Annotated in this window: 18 protein-coding genes; 6 read left to right on the top strand and 12 right to left on the bottom strand. The window is 66.8% G+C overall.

Annotated features, from left to right (window positions below; all coding sequences use genetic code 11):
- The first annotated feature begins 10 nt into the window (after positions 1–10).
- Positions 11–937 carry a ribosome small subunit-dependent GTPase A gene (gene rsgA / locus WKW77_RS07560; protein WP_340356245.1) on the top strand — a complete coding sequence of 309 codons (927 nt, stop codon included), beginning with the start codon at positions 11–13 and terminating at the stop codon, positions 935–937.
- Here the strand turns inward: rsgA and hisC are convergent.
- The 7 genes from hisC to rpsP form a co-directional block, all read right to left on the bottom strand.
- Complete coding sequence (hisC, locus tag WKW77_RS07555) at positions 934–2016, bottom strand: histidinol-phosphate transaminase (RefSeq protein WP_340356244.1); 1083 nt, start codon at positions 2014–2016, stop codon at positions 934–936. The genes rsgA and hisC overlap by 4 nt on opposite strands.
- 19 nt (positions 2017–2035) lie before the next feature.
- Positions 2036–3037: a CobD/CbiB family protein gene (locus WKW77_RS07550; RefSeq protein ID WP_340356243.1), complete on the bottom strand. Its 1002-nt coding sequence runs from the start codon at positions 3035–3037 to the stop codon at positions 2036–2038.
- A 29-nt stretch (positions 3038–3066) separates the two neighbouring features.
- Positions 3067–3783, bottom strand: a complete 717-nt coding sequence (locus WKW77_RS07545) for a CoA pyrophosphatase (protein ID WP_340356242.1) — start codon at positions 3781–3783, stop codon at positions 3067–3069.
- A 170-nt stretch (positions 3784–3953) separates the two neighbouring features.
- Positions 3954–4331 (bottom strand): 50S ribosomal protein L19, encoded by a 378-nt coding sequence (rplS, locus tag WKW77_RS07540; RefSeq protein WP_340356241.1) that lies wholly within the window; start codon positions 4329–4331, stop codon positions 3954–3956.
- A gap of 120 nt (positions 4332–4451) precedes the next feature.
- Positions 4452–5198, bottom strand: coding sequence for a tRNA (guanosine(37)-N1)-methyltransferase TrmD (trmD, locus tag WKW77_RS07535; protein ID WP_340356240.1), 747 nt, complete (start codon positions 5196–5198; stop codon positions 4452–4454).
- A gap of 25 nt (positions 5199–5223) precedes the next feature.
- Positions 5224–5778: a ribosome maturation factor RimM gene (gene rimM, locus WKW77_RS07530; RefSeq protein WP_340356239.1), complete on the bottom strand. Its 555-nt coding sequence runs from the start codon at positions 5776–5778 to the stop codon at positions 5224–5226.
- A gap of 13 nt (positions 5779–5791) precedes the next feature.
- Positions 5792–6055, bottom strand: a complete 264-nt coding sequence (gene rpsP, locus WKW77_RS07525; RefSeq protein ID WP_340356238.1) for a 30S ribosomal protein S16 — start codon at positions 6053–6055, stop codon at positions 5792–5794.
- A gap of 174 nt (positions 6056–6229) precedes the next feature.
- Between rpsP and WKW77_RS07520 the strand changes: the two genes are divergently transcribed.
- The 3 genes from WKW77_RS07520 to gdhA are packed head-to-tail and all read left to right on the top strand — an operon-like array spanning position 6230 to position 8571.
- Positions 6230–6751, top strand: a complete 522-nt coding sequence (locus WKW77_RS07520; protein WP_340356237.1) for a GNAT family N-acetyltransferase — start codon at positions 6230–6232, stop codon at positions 6749–6751.
- Positions 6748–7200, top strand: coding sequence for a TM2 domain-containing protein (locus tag WKW77_RS07515; protein WP_340356236.1), 453 nt, complete (start codon positions 6748–6750; stop codon positions 7198–7200). Before WKW77_RS07520 ends, WKW77_RS07515 begins: the two co-directional genes overlap by 4 nt.
- A gap of 27 nt (positions 7201–7227) precedes the next feature.
- Positions 7228–8571 carry an NADP-specific glutamate dehydrogenase gene (gdhA, locus tag WKW77_RS07510; protein WP_340356235.1) on the top strand — a complete coding sequence of 448 codons (1344 nt, stop codon included), beginning with the start codon at positions 7228–7230 and terminating at the stop codon, positions 8569–8571.
- A 41-nt stretch (positions 8572–8612) separates the two neighbouring features.
- Here gdhA and WKW77_RS07505 read toward each other — a convergent pair whose 3' ends face one another.
- From WKW77_RS07505 to hda, 5 genes are all read right to left on the bottom strand, one after another.
- Entirely contained in the window at positions 8613–9623 is a 1011-nt protein-coding gene (locus WKW77_RS07505) for an inorganic phosphate transporter (protein ID WP_340356234.1), read from the bottom strand.
- 13 nt (positions 9624–9636) lie between these two features.
- Complete coding sequence (locus WKW77_RS07500; RefSeq protein WP_340356233.1) at positions 9637–10281, bottom strand: DUF47 domain-containing protein; 645 nt, start codon at positions 10279–10281, stop codon at positions 9637–9639.
- 94 nt (positions 10282–10375) lie between these two features.
- Positions 10376–10834: a 2-amino-4-hydroxy-6-hydroxymethyldihydropteridine diphosphokinase gene (gene folK, locus WKW77_RS07495; protein WP_340356232.1), complete on the bottom strand. Its 459-nt coding sequence runs from the start codon at positions 10832–10834 to the stop codon at positions 10376–10378.
- Positions 10831–12411: a polynucleotide adenylyltransferase PcnB gene (gene pcnB / locus WKW77_RS07490; RefSeq protein ID WP_340356231.1), complete on the bottom strand. Its 1581-nt coding sequence runs from the start codon at positions 12409–12411 to the stop codon at positions 10831–10833. The genes folK and pcnB overlap by 4 nt, the downstream gene beginning before the upstream one ends.
- A gap of 28 nt (positions 12412–12439) precedes the next feature.
- On the bottom strand, positions 12440–13126 hold the full coding sequence (gene hda, locus WKW77_RS07485) for a DnaA regulatory inactivator Hda (protein ID WP_340356230.1): 687 nt from the start codon (positions 13124–13126) through the stop codon (positions 12440–12442).
- 270 nt (positions 13127–13396) lie between these two features.
- Here hda and purM point away from each other — a divergent pair, with 270 nt between their 5' ends.
- Complete coding sequence (gene purM, locus WKW77_RS07480; RefSeq protein ID WP_340356229.1) at positions 13397–14437, top strand: phosphoribosylformylglycinamidine cyclo-ligase; 1041 nt, start codon at positions 13397–13399, stop codon at positions 14435–14437.
- Entirely contained in the window at positions 14382–15509 is a 1128-nt protein-coding gene (locus tag WKW77_RS07475; protein WP_340356228.1) for an AI-2E family transporter, read from the top strand. The genes purM and WKW77_RS07475 overlap by 56 nt, the downstream gene beginning before the upstream one ends.
- Positions 15510–15536 lie beyond the last annotated feature (27 nt).

Genomic DNA, 15536 nt, shown 5'->3' with positions numbered 1-15536 from the left:
GATCGCGCCCTTGGCTAAGCACCGCGGCGGCACGGACGGCGCCGCACTGCGGGAGGGGCTCGTCGTCGCGAGCCATGGCCGCCATTGCATCGTCGAGACGGCAGAAGGCGAACGGGTCATCTGCCATCCGCGCGGAAAGAAGAGCCAAGCGGTCGTCGGTGATCGCGTGCAATGGCAGGCAAGCGAGGACGAAGGCACGATCGAAAAGGTGCTGCCGCGCAGCAACCTGTTCTACCGCCAGGACGAGATCCGCACCAAGTCGTTCGCGGCAAACCTCGATCAGGTGCTGATCCTCATCGCGGCCGAGCCCGAGTTCTCCGAGAGCCAGCTGGCGCGCGCGCTCATTGCAGCGGAGGCCGAGCACATCACGCCGGTGATCGCGCTCAACAAGCGCGATCTGGCAACCGCCTTCGCACGGGCCTGGGAGCGCCTGGCGCCCTATCGAGGAATGAACTATCAGGTGCTACCGCTCGCACTCAGGGCAACGGATGCCGCGGACCGAGATGCGCTGACCGGATTGCTCACCGGCAAGACCACGCTGGTGCTCGGCCCTTCCGGCGCGGGCAAGAGCACGCTCATCAACCTGCTGGTGCCGGGCGCCTCGGCGCAGACCGGCGAGATCTCGCAGGCGCTCAACTCCGGCAAGCACACGACGACCACCACCACGTGGTACTGGATGGACAAGAAAAGCGATACCGCGCTGATCGATTCACCGGGCTTCCAGGAATTCGGCCTGCATCACATCGAGGCGATGCAGCTTGCGCGCCTGATGCCGGACATTGCGGAGCACGCCACCGAGTGCAAGTTCTACAACTGCACGCATCTGCACGAACCGGGCTGCGGCGTGATCGCGCAAGTGGAATCGGGCGCCATCAGCCCGTCGCGCTATCGCATCTACGGCGAGCTGTTCGCCGAGCTGAGTCAGACGAGGTACTAGCCGCCGAGGATGTTGCCCAGCGCATCCACCAGCGCTGCGCACTGGTCGCGCGTGCCCACCGTGATGCGCAGGTACTGCGCGATGCGAGGCTGGCGGAAGTGCCGCACGAGGATCGCCCGCTCGCGCAGCGCGGCGGCCAGTTCGCCCGCATCGCGACCCGGGTGCCGCACGAACAGGAAGTTGGCCTGCGAAGGCAGCACCTCGAAGCCGAGATCTTCCAACTGCAGCGCGAGGCCTTCGCGGGTGTCGATGACGTCACGGCGCGTGCGCGCGAACCAGCGCTCGTCCTCGATGGCGGCCACCGCGCCGGCGACTGCGAGCCGGTCCAGCGGGTAGGAGTTGAAGCTGTTCTTCACGCGCTGGAGCGCGTCGACGAGATGCGCCTGTCCGCAGGCGAAGCCCACACGCAGGCCGGCGAGCGAGCGGGACTTGGAGAGCGTCTGCACGACGAGCAGGTTCGGATACCGGGCGATCAGCGGGATCGCGCTCTCGCCGCCGAAATCGACGTAGGCCTCATCCACGAGAACTACGCGGCCGGGGCACGCCTGAAGCAGCGCCTCGATGCGCGCCAGCGGCAAGCCGATACCCGTCGGCGCATTCGGGTTCGCGACGACGATGCCGGCGCAGCCTTCGGACGCGCGCTTCGCGAGCGCGCGGTCGTCGATGCGCAGGCCTTCGTCGACCGGCTGCAGTTCGCAAGCGATGCCGTAGAGCTGCGCATAGACCCGGTAGAAGCTGTAAGTGACGTCCGGAACCAGGAGCGGCTCGGCCTGCTGGAAGAAGGCGAAGAACGCGTGCGCGAGGACTTCATCCGAGCCATTGCCGACAAATACCTGCGCGGCGTCGAGATGGTGGCGCGCAGCGATCGCTTCGCGAAGCGCCAGGGATTCCGGGTCGGGATAAAGCTCGAGCCTGCTCTCGGCCGCGCGCCGGATGGCTTCGATGGCCTCGGGCGACGGCGGGTACGGGTTCTCGTTGGTATTGAGCTTGATCAGGTTCGCGATGCGCGGCTGCTCGCCCGGCACATAGGGTTCGAGCGCCGCGATGCGCGGGCTCCAATAGCTGGGAACGGAAGGCAAGGCGCTCTACCCCCTTGATTCAGCCCAGGAGCCGAGCGAGGGTCAGCAGCGCCAGCAGGACCATCCACATCACGACCGAGCGCCACACGAGGCCGACCACGCTGCGAAGGTGCGCGGGTTCGGGCTCGCGCCCGGGTGTGCTGCCACTGTCGGGTCCGCGCGCGTCACCGAACGAATCGCCGGCCTGCGCGCGGGACAACGGATCCGTTGCCGGAACGACGCGCAAGGTGCCGCCGCCGAGCCGGACGTTCACGGCACCGGAAGTCGCCGCGAGGATCACGCCGTCGTTCTCGTTCGGGAAGCGGCGCGCGTCGTTGCGCCAGCAGTCGATCGCCTCCTCGAAGCTGCCCACCACCGCGAAGCCGAGCGCCGTGATGCGAGCGGGCAGCCAGTCGATCACCCCCCAGGCGCGTTCCGCTGCCTGCTGCACCCAGACGCTGGACGGCTGCGTCGAGGCGCCGCTCTTGTGCACCCAGTAGCGCGCGACGAATTCGCTCATGCGATAGAACACCGCACCGGCGGGGCCGAGGCCTACTGCCGCGAGGATGGAAAACCACGCCAGCACGCCGAAGACATGCCGATGGGCGGCAATGACGGAGTGCTCGATCACATGTCGCACGATCTCGCTGCGCGGCAGGTTGATCGCATCGACGTGCTGCCAGTGCGCGAGCAGCGAACGCGCTAGCGGCTCGTCGCCTTCGTCGAGGGCATCGCGGATGCTGGTGAAGTGATGGCTGAACTGACGAAAACCGAGCGTGACGTACAGGATCGCGATGCTCCAGAGCACCGCAAAAGGCAGGCCCAGCGTGAGGATGAGCAGCCAGTGGACGGCCAGCGCAAGCACCGTCGGCACGAACACCGCGAGCGACCAGGCCACCCAGCCGTGGTGCGGCTTGCCCGCGTCGAAGTTGCGGCTGGTCCAGCGCGTCCACGCGAGCACGCCGGCATAGACGGGATTGCGCAAGGCCAGCGGGCGCACCTGCTCGATAAGCAATGCGCACAGGATCGCAAAGAAGCTCATCCGACGATGATAACGAGGCCCCTCGTGGATCAGGCCGAAAGGAATCGGTAAAGGTTGCGCAGCATGCCGGCCGTCGCGCCCCAGACGAACCGCTCGTGGGCGCCGTCCTGGTAGGGCATCGACAGCCATTCGCGGGACCGCCGGTCCTCGTCCGTCATGGTGTGGCGGCGGTGGTTGGCCGGGTCCATCAGGAAGGCCAGCGGCACTTCGAAGGCTTCGGCGACCTCGTGCGGATTGATGGCCAGTTCGAAGTCGGGCCGCACCAGCGCCACCACCGGCGTCACGATGAACGAGGTGATCGTGGTGTAGGTCGGCAGCGTGCCGAGCACCTCGATGTATTCCGCCGACAGGCCGACTTCCTCCCAGGCTTCGCGCAGAGCAGCCGCGGAAATGTTCGCGTCCTCCGGGTCGACCCGGCCGCCGGGAAAGGCCACCTGCCCCGAATGATGAGTCAGGTGCGCCGTGCGCTCGGTCAGGAGCACCGTGGGCTGCTCGCGCGTCACGATAGGCACGAGCACGGCCGCCTGGGCCGGCGGACGGTCGCTCAGCTGGGGCTCGCGGCGCAATTCGGGGGTCCACGCGGGTGGCATGGCAAAACGTGCGCGCAGGGCCCGCACGCCCAGTTGATCGGCTGCCACGGCGGGCAGGCTGGAGTCGATGGAGGACACCGGCACCTCGCGCGGATCGAACGACCTCAGAGGCGCCGGGGGCACGACGTTGATCGCTTCGACGGGGGTTGCGCTCATGGCCGGTGATGTAGGGGTCAAGTGGATGGACTTCGGGAGTACAACGATGAAACGGTGCGCGCGTAGGACATGGCACCACGAAAAAAATCACGATCGCCGGTTCGAACGGCAGCCCCAAAGCAAAAAGCCGCCTCGATCGGCGGCTTTTTGCATGACAAGGAGGCAGGCCCTTATTGAGCGGCCGCTGCCGACTTGCCGGGCAGCTTTTCCTTGATGCGAGCCGAACGGCCGCTGCGATCACGCAGGTAGTACAGCTTGGCGCGACGGACGTCGCCGCGGCGCTTGACTTCGATGCCGGCGATCAGCGGGCTGTAGGTCTGGAACGTACGCTCCACGCCTTCGCCGCTGGAGATCTTGCGCACGGTGAAGCCGCTGTTGAGGCCGCGATTGCGCTTGGCGATCACGACACCTTCGTAAGCCTGCACGCGCTTGCGGCTGCCTTCGACGACGTTCACGCTGACGATGACGGTGTCACCAGGCGAGAACTCGGGGATCTTCTTGCCGAGGCGGGCGATTTCTTCCTGCTCGAGGGTCTGGATGAGATTCATGATTTCCTGATTTCGATCGTGCCCACGCTACACAAAAGGCGCCTTTTAAGCACCTGACAGATACCGAAAGATGTCTGGCAGTTGCCGACGCGGCTGGGCAGAGGATCGGGGAACCGGGGATTATAGCTTTTTTTCAAGCACGGCTTCATCTGCCGCACTGAGGCGACCGGCGCGACGGGCGACTTCGATGAGATCCGGCCGCTTCCTTTGCGTGATGACGAGGCGCTGGTCCCGCCGCCAGCGCTCGATCTGGAGATGGTGGCCCGACATCAGCACGGCCGGCACGCCCTCCCCGTTCCATTGCTCGGGCCGTGTGTAGTGAGGGCAGTCCAGCAGTCCGTCGAGCGCGGGATTGAAACTGTCCTGGACATGGCTGGCCTCGTCGCCGAGTACGCCGGGTTGCAGCCGCGCGATCGCATCGAGGAAGGCCATGGCAGCGATCTCGCCGCCGGAGAGCACGAAATCGCCCAGGCTGATCTGGTGCGTGACCCTGGCGTCGATGAAGCGCTGGTCGATGCCCTCGTAGCGGCCGCACACCAGCACGGCACCGTCACCGACGGACCACTGTTCGACTGCCTCGTGGCGCAGCGCTTCTCCGATGGGCGAAAAGAGAACGACAGGCGCCGAAGCACCCCGGGCCGCAAGGGCCGCATCGAGGCACGCCGACAACGGCTGCGCCATCATGACCATCCCGGGTCCGCCGCCGAACGGCCGGTCGTCGACCCGCTTGTAGTTCCCCTCTGCGTGGTCGCGCGGATTCCAGAGCACCACGTCTACCTGCTTCGACTCGAAGGCGCGGCGCGTCACGCCGCTGGTCAGAAGCGGAGCGAACAACTCGGGGAACAGGGTGATGACGTCGAAGCGCATGACGGCGCCGGGCCGAAAGCCTCGGTCAGTAGTCCGGCTGCCAGTCGACCGTGATCACGCGGCCGGCAAGGTCCACCTTGTCGATGAAAGCCGAAACGAACGGCACCATGCGCTCGACAGGCTTGCCGTCTTCCTGGGCATCCAGCACCAGCGTGGTCTGCGGACCGGATGCGAGCAATTCGCGGACGGTGCCCAGCGAGACGCCTTCGCGATTCACCACGGCGAGGCCGATCAGGTCGACCCAGTAGTACTCGTCGTCGCCGGCGGTGGGGAAGCTCGATCGGGGAATGAAGACCCGCGCGCCACGCAAGGCCTCGGCCGCGTTGCGGTCAGGCACCTCTGCTGACGAGGCGACGATGCAGTCGGAATGTTCCTTGGCTTCGCGGATCGGAAGCCGGAACGCGCGGCCTGCGGGAGCGCCCGGTGGCTGCAGGAACCAGCGCTTGGAAGAAAAGAGCGCCTCGGGTTCGGCGCTGTGGGGCAGGACCTTGAACCAGCCCTTGATGCCCCAGGCGTCGGCGATGCGCGCCACTTCGATCGCATCCGCCGGCAATTCGGCGGCTTCGAGGGTGGGCAGCATCGCCTGCAGGGGCTTAGGCAGCCGCCTTGGGAGCGGCAGCCGCCGCTTGCTTGATCAGGCGCAGGACGGTCAGCGAAGGCTGCGCGCCGACGCCCTTCCAGTAGGCCAGGCGATCCTGAGCGATGCGGATGCTTTCCTCGTTGTCCTTGGCGGCCGGGTTGTAGAAGCCCAGACGCTCGATGAAACGGCCATCGCGACGCTCGCGCTTGTCCGAGACGACGATGTTGAAGAACGGACGGCCCTTGGAGCCGCCGCGGGAGAGTCGAATAACGACCATGATTTATCCTTCGGGTGGTGCGGCGAGCCCAATCTTGTCTAAGGGCTCGCCCACGGAGTTCTTCCAGCGTCGAGACACGCGACATGGCCACCCGGCCAGCGACACGCTGAAAAGCCCACGATTATAGCCCGTACCCGCTTTTCCCCCACACCTGGCAGCGCCAGGACGTACCAAATGACCAACATCCGCCCCAGCCGCGACGAAGACGTCGAGGCCATCACCGCCATCTACGCCCATCACGTTCTGCATGGGACCGGCACCTTCGAGACCGACCCGCCGAGCGCCGCGGACATGGCGGCGCGGCGAGCGGATGTGCTCTCCAAGCGCCTCCCCTACCTCGTGGCGGAGCGCGATGGGGAGATCCTCGGCTTCGCGTACTGCAACTGGTTCAAGCCGCGCCCCGCCTATCGCTTCTCGGCGGAGGACTCGATCTACCTCGCCGATGCCGCCCGGGGCCAGGGGCTCGGCGCGAAGCTGCTCGACGCCCTCTCGCAGGCCGCCGAAGGGGTCGGCGTGCGCAAGCTCATCGCCGTCATCGGCGACTCCGCCAACGCCGGATCGATCGGCGTGCACACTGCCCAGGGCTTCACCCACGTCGGCGTGCTGAAGGACTGCGGCTGGAAATTCGGCGAGTGGCGCGACGTGGTCCTGATGGAGAAGGTCCTGGGCGAAGGCAACTCGACCAAGCCGGAATGAAGAACAAGACCCTGGCCGCATGGCTGGCCTTCCTGGGCGGCCCGCTCGGCCTGCACTGCTTCTATCTGCGGGGGCTTTCGAGCACTCTCGGCTGGCTGTTGCCGATCCCGACCGCGCTCGGCCTCTATGGCATCGAGCGCGCCCGGACGTTCGGGATGGACGACGGCCTGAGTTGGGCCTTGATCCCGATTCTCGGATTTGTCATCTCGGGCTGCGCACTGACGGCCATCGTCTACGGCCTCATGACGCCGGAAAAATGGAATGCGCGCTACAACGCCGGCGCAGCCACGGCCGCTGCATCGCCCGCCGGACGCACGAACTGGCTCACCATCGGCGCCGTCGTGCTTGCGCTTCTCGTCGGCAGCACCGTGCTGATGGCGAGCCTTGCATTCAGCTTCCAGCGCTATTTCGAACACGAGATCGAAGCGGGTCGAAGGATCTCGCAATAACCACAACTCACAAGGAGAGGAATATCAATGAAACACACCTCGGCACATGAATTTCTCGACCACGTCGCCGGCCGCAATCCAGGGCAACCGGAGTTCCTGCAGGCCGTGCAGGAAGTCATGGAAAGCCTCTGGCCGTTCATCGCGGCCCACCCCAGGTACGCGGAGCACGGGCTGCTGGAGCGGCTGATCGAACCCGAGCGCGTCGTGATGTTCCGCATCTCATGGATCAACGACCACGGCGACGTGCAAGTCAACCGGGGCTATCGCATCCAGCACAGTTCGGCGGTCGGCCCCTACAAGGGCGGCATGCGCTTCCATCCATCGGTGAACCTGTCCATCCTCAAGTTCCTGGCGTTCGAGCAGACGCTCAAGAACGCGTTGACCACGCTCCCCATGGGCGGCGGCAAGGGCGGCTCGGACTTCGACCCGAAGGGCAAAAGCCCCGGTGAAGTGATGCGCTTCTGCCAGGCGCTGGTGACCGAGTTGTTCCGTCACGTGGGCAGCGACACCGACGTGCCGGCCGGCGACATCGGCGTGGGCGGCCGCGAAGTCGGCTTCATGGCCGGCATGATGAAGAAGCTCAGCAATCGCGCCGACTGCGTCTTCACCGGCAAGGGCCTGAGCTTCGGCGGCTCGCTGATCCGGCCGGAAGCCACCGGCTACGGGACGGTCTACTTTGCCGAACAGATGCTCAAGCGCGCCGGGCGCGGTCTGCAGGGATTGCGCGTGAGCGTCTCCGGCTCAGGCAATGTCGCGCAATACGCTGTTGAAAAGGCGATGGCGCTGGGCGCCAAGGTGGTGACGGTGTCCGACTCCAGCGGCACCGTGATCGACGAGGACGGCTTCACCCCCGAAAAGCTCGCCGAGCTCATGGAAGTCAAGAACCATCTCTACGGCCGCGTGAGCGACTACGCCCAACGCGCCAAGGTCAACTTCAAGGCCGGCATCAAGCCCTGGGTCGTGCCGGTCGATGTCGCGCTGCCTTGCGCCACGCAGAACGAACTGGGCGCTCAAGATGCGGCCACGCTGATCGCGAACGGCGTTCGCTGCGTCGCCGAGGGCGCCAACATGCCGACGACGATGGAGGCGATCAAGCGTCTGCAGGACGCCGGCGTGCTCTATGCGCCGGGCAAGGCGAGCAATGCCGGCGGCGTGGCGACGTCGGGGCTGGAGATGAGCCAGAACGCGATGCGCCTGTCGTGGCCGCGCGAAGAGGTCGACCTCCGCCTGCACGACATCATGGTGGGCATCCACGAGACCTGCGTGCAGCACGGCCGCCGCGCCGACGGCAGCGTCAACTACGTGGACGGTGCAAACATCGCGGGCTTCGTCAAGGTGGCGGACGCGATGCTGGCGCAAGGCGTCATCTGAACGTCGACACGGGTGGCACCGGGCCACCCGGGGTCGCGGCGTCAGAAGATCTGCATGCCGACCCAGTACGCGATCGCGGCCACGAAGGCCGATGCGGGGATCGTCAGGATCCAGGCCCACACGATATTGCCGGCGACGCCCCAGCGCACGGCACTGGCGCGCTGGGTCGAGCCCACACCGACGATGGCGCCCGTGATCGTGTGCGTGGTCGAGACCGGAATACCGAGCGCCGTTGCCAGAAACAGCGTGAGCGCGCCGCCGGTCTCGGCACAGAAGCCGCCCACGGGTTTCAGCTTGGTGATCTTCTGGCCCATCGTCTTCACGATGCGCCATCCGCCGAACATGGTGCCGAGCGAGATGGCGGTGTAGCAGATGACGATCGTCCAGGTCGGCGGCGTCGGCGCATCGGCCGTGGCGTAGCCGGTGGCGATCAGCAGCATCCAGATGATGCCGATGGTCTTCTGCGCATCGTTGCCGCCATGGCCCAGGCTGTAGGCGCCCGCCGAGACCAGTTGCAAGCGCCGGAACCAGCTGTCGATGCGCGATGGCGTGGAGTGCCTGAACAGCCACGCGACCGCCACCATCATGAGCGAGCCCAGCATGAAGCCGAGCAGCGGCGACACGAAGATGAACGCGACCGTCTTCCAGATGCCCGCCGCGATCAGCGCACCCACGCCGGCCTTGGCGATCACCGCGCCCACGATGCCGCCGATGAGCGCATGCGACGAGCTGCTGGGAATGCCGTAGTACCAGGTGACCAGGTTCCAGGTGATCGCGCCCATGAGCGCGCCGAACACCACGTGCACGTCCACCACCTCCGGCTGCGCGATCCCCTTGCCGATCGTCGCGGCCACGCTCAGGTGGAACACGAAGACCGCGATCAGGTTGAAGAATGCCGCGAAGACCACCGCCTGTCCCGGCCGGAGAACGCCGGTCGAGACCACCGTAGCGATCGAGTTCGCCGCGTCGTGAAAGCCGTTCATGAAGTCGAAGAGGATGGCCAGCACGACCAGCACCACGACCACCCAGAGGGCGACTTGAACCGATGCCATTCGAAGTCCGCGGTCAGGAGTTCTCGAGGACGATGCCCTCGATCACGTTGGCGACGTCCTCGCACTTGTCGGTGATCGTCTCGAGCAGCTCGTAGATGGCCTTGAGCTTGATGACCTCGCGCACGTCGGGCTCCTCGCGGAAGAGCTTGCTCATGGCGCTGCGCATCACGCGGTCGGCGTCCGACTCGAGACGGTCGATCTCCTCGCAGGTCTTGAGCGTCGCCTCCGCCTTCACGGGGTCCGTGATCTTGCCGAGGAACTGGACCGCGTCCTTCACGCGCTCGCAGCACCTCACGCTGAGCGCGGTCAGGCGCGTGATTTCCTCGGTCATGTGGCGCACGTCGTACAGCGCCATGGTTTCGGCCGAGTCCTGGATCAGGTCGGCCACGTCGTCCATCGTGTTGATGAGCTTGTGGATCTGCTCGCGGTCGATCGGCGTGATGAAGGTCTTGTGGATGAGGCGGTTGACGTCGTGCGTGACCCGGTCCGCCGCGCGCTCGGCGTTGTCGACGTCGCGGTTGTACTGCTCGCGCAGATGCAGGTCGCTGTAATTCGCCACCAGATGTTCAAACGCGCGCGCGGCTTCGACGATGCGGTCGGCATGCTGATTGAACATCTCGAAAAAATTCCCCTCCCGGGGCAGCAGCTTGCCGAACATGTCGCTCTCCTGAGTTCGCGGCGGTCACACACTTTCGTGTGACAAATTCATGAAAAAACCGCGCAAGTGTAATGGGCAGGCCCGCAGACGGCCCTCAGAGCCGCTCGATCCGCTGGTCGGACACCTGGCGCAACTGGGCCTGCGTGACGCGGTCCGGGGCGATCTCGGCCAGCGGAAGCAGGACGAACGCGCGTTCGGAAATGCGCGGATGCGGGAGCGTCAGCGCCGGCGTCGCCATCGCCGCGTCGCCGTGATACAGCAGGTCGAGGTCGAGGGTACGCGGCGCATTCCGGTACGGCCGCTCGCGGCCCGCCCCGAGTTCCAGGCGCTGCAGTTCGCGCAGCAAGGGTTCCGGCGCCAGCCCGGTCTCGAGCGCCACCACCGCGTTGATGAAGTCCGGCCCGCTCGCATCGACAGGCGCGCTGCGATAGAGCGACGAACGCGAGACGACCCGCGATCCAGGCAGGGCATCGAGGTCCGTCATCGCGCGCAACACCGCCGCGCGCGCATCGCCGAGGTTGGCGCCGATCGCGACGTAGGCGCGGACGGTCATTCCGCCGCCGCGCTGCCCGCGGCTTCGCCGCCGCTGCGCGGCTTGCGCCGGCGGCGGCGCTTGCGCGCAGGCGCGAGCGCGACTTCGCCGTCGGGCGGCAAGGCGGCATCCGCCTCCGCAGCCGGCGAGGCCACCGGACGGGCCGCGGGCGCACCGCCGGATCGCGGCGCGCGCTGGCGAACCTTCTTGTGCTGTTCGTCGCGCACCTGGTCCATCAGGTCCTGCCGGCGCACATCGTCGGCCGTGCTGAATTCCTGCCACCACTCGGCGACCGCCTCGCCGATCTCGCCGACGTCGGCGCGCAGGCGCATGAAATCGAAGGCGGCGCGGAAGCGGGCCTGCTCGACCAGGCTGTAGGGCGTGGCGCCGCTGCGCTTGTCGAAGCGCGGCTGCATCATCCAGATCTCGCGCATGTCGGTGCCGAGCTTGCCGCGGCCGGAGACATCGCCGATGCGCGCATTGAAGACGTCGTCGATCGCATCCTGCAGCGCAGGGAACGGCGCCATCGGCCGCTCGTTGCCGCGCGGCTGCATGCGCGTGGCCCAACCGTCGCGGACGTCGGCCCACAGCACGCACGCGAGCAGGAAGCTCGGCGCCACGGGCTTTCCCTCGCCCACACGGCGGTCGGTGTCCTGAAGGGCGGCGCGCACGAAGGGCTGGTCGGCCCGCTCGACCACGATGTCGAGCAAGGGATAGATCCCGGTCGACATGCCGAGTGCACGGAGTTGCTCGATGGTCGCCACCGCATGGCCGGTCTGCAGGAGCTTGAGCATCTCGTCGAACAACCGGCTTTGCGGCACATCGGCGAGCAGCTTGCTCGACATCACCAGCGGCGCGGCCGTCTTGGGCTCCAGCTTGAAGCCGAGCGCGGCCAGCTTGGCGGAGAAGCGGATGGCGCGAATGATGCGGACGGGGTCCTCGCGATAACGCGTCGCCGGGTCGCCGATCATGCGCAGCGTCAGCTTCTTGGCGTCTCGGATGCCGTTGTGATAGTCGACCACGATCTGGCTGGCCGGGTCGTAGTACATCGCGTTCACGGTGAAGTCGCGCCGGGCGGCATCTTCTTCCTGCGGGCCCCAGACGTTGTCGCGCAGCACGCGGCCGCTTGCATCCACCGCGTGCTTCATGCCGGCCAGTTCGCCCTTGCTGGTGCGCTCGTTGCCGGCGACCTGCTCCGCACCATTGCTGTCCATGTAGGCGCGGAAGGTCGAGACCTCGATCACTTCATGTTCGCGGCCCCGGCCGTAGACGACGTGCACGATGCGAAAGCGCCGCCCGATGATGAAGGCGCGCCGGAAGAGGCCCTTGACCTGCTCCGGCGTCGCGTTGGTCGCCACGTCGAAGTCCTTCGGGCGCAGACCGAGCAGCAGGTCGCGGACCGCGCCGCCCACGATGTAGGCCTCGAAGCCGGCTTCCTGGAGGGTGGTCACGACGTTCCTGGCGCGCTCGTCTACCAGCGCCGGGTTGATGCCGTGGACGGCCGCCGCCACTTCCTGGCGCTTGCCGAAACGTGTCTTGCCGCGGGCCGCGGCAGCGCCGGACTTGCCAAGGAGCTTGTCGATGAATTGCTTGATCATTGGGTGGTGGGATTCGGCGCCGGGCGCCTCATTCATTTTCGAGCATCGACCGGATCAGGGGGATCGTGATCGCGCGCTGTGTCTGCAGGGCGTAGCCATCGAGTTGCGTGAGCAGCTCCATGAGACTTCCGAGGTCGCGGCTGAAGCGGTGGAGCATGTAGTCGAGCACCTCGTCGGACAGCATGACCCCGCGGCTGTCCGCCGCCTGGCGCAGCACTGCACGGCGCTCGGCCTCGCTCAGGACCTGCAGGTGAAAGACATGGCCCCAGCCGAGGCGGGTGCGCAGGTCCTCGCGCAGCGGCAGGTCGGCCGGGGGCACGGCCCCCGCCGCGACGACGCCGCGCTGCAGGCTCTGCGCATTGACGAACCAGTTGAACGCCGCGTGCTGCTGGACCGCCGTGTAGAGATGAACGTCATCGAGCAGGATCGCGCCCCAGCGTTCGTCGAACTCCGGCGGATCGGCGATCCCCGGGTGCAGCCAGCCGACGCTCGCACCCTGGTCCTTCAGCGCGACCCGTACGCCTTCGAGCAGGTGCGTCTTGCCGCTCCCGCTCTCGCCCCAGAGGTAGGTCGGCACCGGCGAGTGGACCGTCGGCGAGTGTCCGTCGCCGACCCACAACGTGAGGTGCCGCAACGCAGGCTCGTTCGGCCCGGCGAAAAAGCCCGCCAGCGTCGGGCCGCTCGCAAGGCCGATGTCGAGCGCGAGCTGCTTCATGCCCGGCCCGCCCGGGGCGGCTGAGGTGACGCGGATGACGCGAAATAAAGGTTCATAGGACAGTGCAGAACGCCGTGCGGCTGCCGGAAGGCGCTCGCCCCTTTCCGGGAAGGGGTGGTGCAAGTTCACGGCATGACCCGCCTGGGAACGGTCGGTGGGTCGGTGAGCGCCCTTAAAATCGTGTGGAATTCTATCGGCCCGACCGTCTTGGTTGCCGGCATCATTGTCCTCTCCTCCTTTCGTCCCCTCTCTCCAGCCCCCGGTCAGCCCATGAACTCCAATTCCACCACTCCGCTCAGCTACAAGGACGCCGGCGTCGACATCGATGCCGGGGATGCGCTGGTCGATCGCATCAAGCCGCTCGCCAGGAAGACGATGCGCGAAGGCGTGCTGGCCGGGATCGGCGGCTTCGGCGCCCTCTTCGAGGTGCCCAAGCGCTACAAGGAACCCGTGCTCGTGAGCGGCACGGACGGCGTGGGCACCAAGCTCAAGCTGGCCTTCGAATGGAACATGCACGATACGGTCGGCATCGACCTCGTGGCCATGAGCGTCAACGACGTGCTCGTCCAGGGTGCCGAGCCCCTCTTCTTCCTCGACTACTTCGCCTGCGGCAAGCTGGACGTCGACACCGCCGCCGCGGTGGTCGGCGGCATTGCACGGGGCTGCGAGCTCAGCGGCTGCGCCCTCATCGGCGGCGAAACCGCCGAGATGCCCGGTATGTACCCGGCCGGCGAATACGACCTCGCCGGCTTCGCCGTCGGCGCCGTCGAGAAATCCAAGATCCTGACCGGTCGGAACGTGAAGCCGGGCGACGTGGTGCTGGGCCTCGCTTCCGCCGGCGTGCACTCCAACGGATTCAGCCTGGTGCGCAAGGTCATCGAACGCGCAGGCGCCGCGCTTCCGGCCACGCTCGACGCCAAGCCCTTCCGCGAAGCCGTGATGGCACCGACCCGGCTCTACGTGAAGCCCGTCCTGACGGCGCTCGAGAAGCATCCGATCAAGGCGCTCGCGCACATCACCGGCGGCGGGCTGCTCGAGAACATCCCGCGTGTGCTGCCCGAGGGCACGGCTGCCCATCTGCGCAAGGGCAGCTGGCCGCAGACCGAGCTCTTTGCCTGGCTCCAGAAGGTGGCCGGCATCGACGACATCGAAATGAACCGCACCTTCAACAACGGCATCGGCATGGTGGTCGTGATCGACGCCGCTGAAGCGGCCGCCTGCGCCGACACGCTGCGCGCCGCCGGAGAGACTGTGTATGAAATCGGCGCCATCGCCGAGCGCGGCACCGGCGCCGCCGTCGTCGTCGCTTGAGCAACCCACCCGGGTGAGCGAACCGTTCGCAGCCGCGCCACGGTCCGTGGTGGCGGCCAGCTATCTCCTCATCGCCGGCACCCTGCTCCTCGTGATGTGGCAGGGACTGCTGCCCGGCCTGCTTTGCGTGTGCATCGGCTTCCTTGGAACACGGTGGATTGCCCGCATGCTGGATGCCTCCCTCCGGGGCTCCCGCAAGCTCAGCGCCAACGATCCAGCCTGGACCATGACGCGGCCCTTCGCCCGTGTTGCCGCGGCGACGGTCGTCATGCTGGCACCGATCGGCCTGCTGATCCTCGGTTTTGCCGAAGCGCGCGAATTCGTGCTCGACGCGCCCGACCAATACAAGGAACTGCTCGACTTCGTCGCCCGCACCATCCTGGAACTGCGCCTCAAGCTGCCGGCCGAGATCGCCGCCTACTTGCCGGAGGGCGCCGCCGAGGTTCAACGCACCGTCGCCGGTTATCTGCGCACGCAGGCCGGCTCGCTGGCGCTGACCGGCCGCGCATGGCTCGGGGGCCTGCTCTTCGCCTATGTCGGACTGATCGTCGGCGCGCTCGCGGCGGTGGCCAATCAGGCGCCCTCGCGCAGGCCGCTCGCCCGGCAGCTGCGTGAACGCGTCATCCTATTCGGCGAGGCCTTCGGGCAGATCGTCGCCGCGCAGTTCTGGATCGCGGCCTTCAACACCCTGCTGACCGCCGTGTTCCTGCTGTTCCTGCTCCCGGCCTGGAAGATGGAACTGCCCTACACGCCGGCGCTGATCACGCTGACCTTCGTGGCCGGGCTCGTGCCGATCGTCGGCAACCTCGTCTGCAACACCGTCATCACGCTGGTGGGCCTGTCGGTTTCGCCGATCGTCGCACTGGCGTGTCTTGCGTTCCTGATCCTGATCCACAAGGCCGAATACCTGATCAACGCCAAGGTGGTCGGCAGCCGCACACAGATGTCGGTGTGGGAACTGCTCGCGGTCATGTTCGTGGCCGAAGCGGTGTACGGCCCGGCGGGACTCGTGGCGGCGCCGCTCTTCTACGCCTATCTCAAGAAAGAGCTCAAGGCGGCCGAGCTGGTCTGAGGCCGCAATGTCCTGAATTGATCGATT

It is taken from the genome of Variovorax ureilyticus, from assembly GCF_037889935.1.
Taxonomy (GTDB): Bacteria; Pseudomonadota; Gammaproteobacteria; order Burkholderiales; family Burkholderiaceae_C; genus Variovorax; species Variovorax ureilyticus.
Note: the sequence above shows the minus strand (reverse complement) of the source record. Positions and strands in the feature narration are given on the sequence as shown.

Bases quoted from the DNA above. Each gene is read 5' to 3' on its own strand.
- WKW77_RS07550 (WP_340356243.1), bottom strand. From the start codon at position 3,037: ATGAGCTTCTTTGCGATCCTGTGCGCATTGCTTATCGAGCAGGTGCGC.
- WKW77_RS07545 (WP_340356242.1), bottom strand. From the start codon at position 3,783: ATGAGCGCAACCCCCGTCGAAGCGATCAACGTCGTGCCCCCGGCGCCT.
- rplS (WP_340356241.1), bottom strand. From the start codon at position 4,331: ATGAATCTCATCCAGACCCTCGAGCAGGAAGAAATCGCCCGCCTCGGC.
- trmD (WP_340356240.1), bottom strand. From the start codon at position 5,198: ATGCGCTTCGACGTCATCACCCTGTTCCCCGAGTTGTTCGCTCCGCTT.
- rimM (WP_340356239.1), bottom strand. From the start codon at position 5,778: ATGCTGCCCACCCTCGAAGCCGCCGAATTGCCGGCGGATGCGATCGAA.
- rpsP (WP_340356238.1), bottom strand. From the start codon at position 6,055: ATGGTCGTTATTCGACTCTCCCGCGGCGGCTCCAAGGGCCGTCCGTTC.
- WKW77_RS07520 (WP_340356237.1), top strand. From the start codon at position 6,230: ATGACCAACATCCGCCCCAGCCGCGACGAAGACGTCGAGGCCATCACC.
- WKW77_RS07515 (WP_340356236.1), top strand. From the start codon at position 6,748: ATGAAGAACAAGACCCTGGCCGCATGGCTGGCCTTCCTGGGCGGCCCG.
- gdhA (WP_340356235.1), top strand. From the start codon at position 7,228: ATGAAACACACCTCGGCACATGAATTTCTCGACCACGTCGCCGGCCGC.
- WKW77_RS07505 (WP_340356234.1), bottom strand. From the start codon at position 9,623: ATGGCATCGGTTCAAGTCGCCCTCTGGGTGGTCGTGGTGCTGGTCGTG.
- WKW77_RS07500 (WP_340356233.1), bottom strand. From the start codon at position 10,281: ATGTTCGGCAAGCTGCTGCCCCGGGAGGGGAATTTTTTCGAGATGTTC.
- folK (WP_340356232.1), bottom strand. From the start codon at position 10,834: ATGACCGTCCGCGCCTACGTCGCGATCGGCGCCAACCTCGGCGATGCG.
- pcnB (WP_340356231.1), bottom strand. From the start codon at position 12,411: ATGATCAAGCAATTCATCGACAAGCTCCTTGGCAAGTCCGGCGCTGCC.
- hda (WP_340356230.1), bottom strand. From the start codon at position 13,126: ATGAAGCAGCTCGCGCTCGACATCGGCCTTGCGAGCGGCCCGACGCTG.
- purM (WP_340356229.1), top strand. From the start codon at position 13,397: ATGAACTCCAATTCCACCACTCCGCTCAGCTACAAGGACGCCGGCGTC.
- WKW77_RS07475 (WP_340356228.1), top strand. From the start codon at position 14,382: ATGAAATCGGCGCCATCGCCGAGCGCGGCACCGGCGCCGCCGTCGTCG.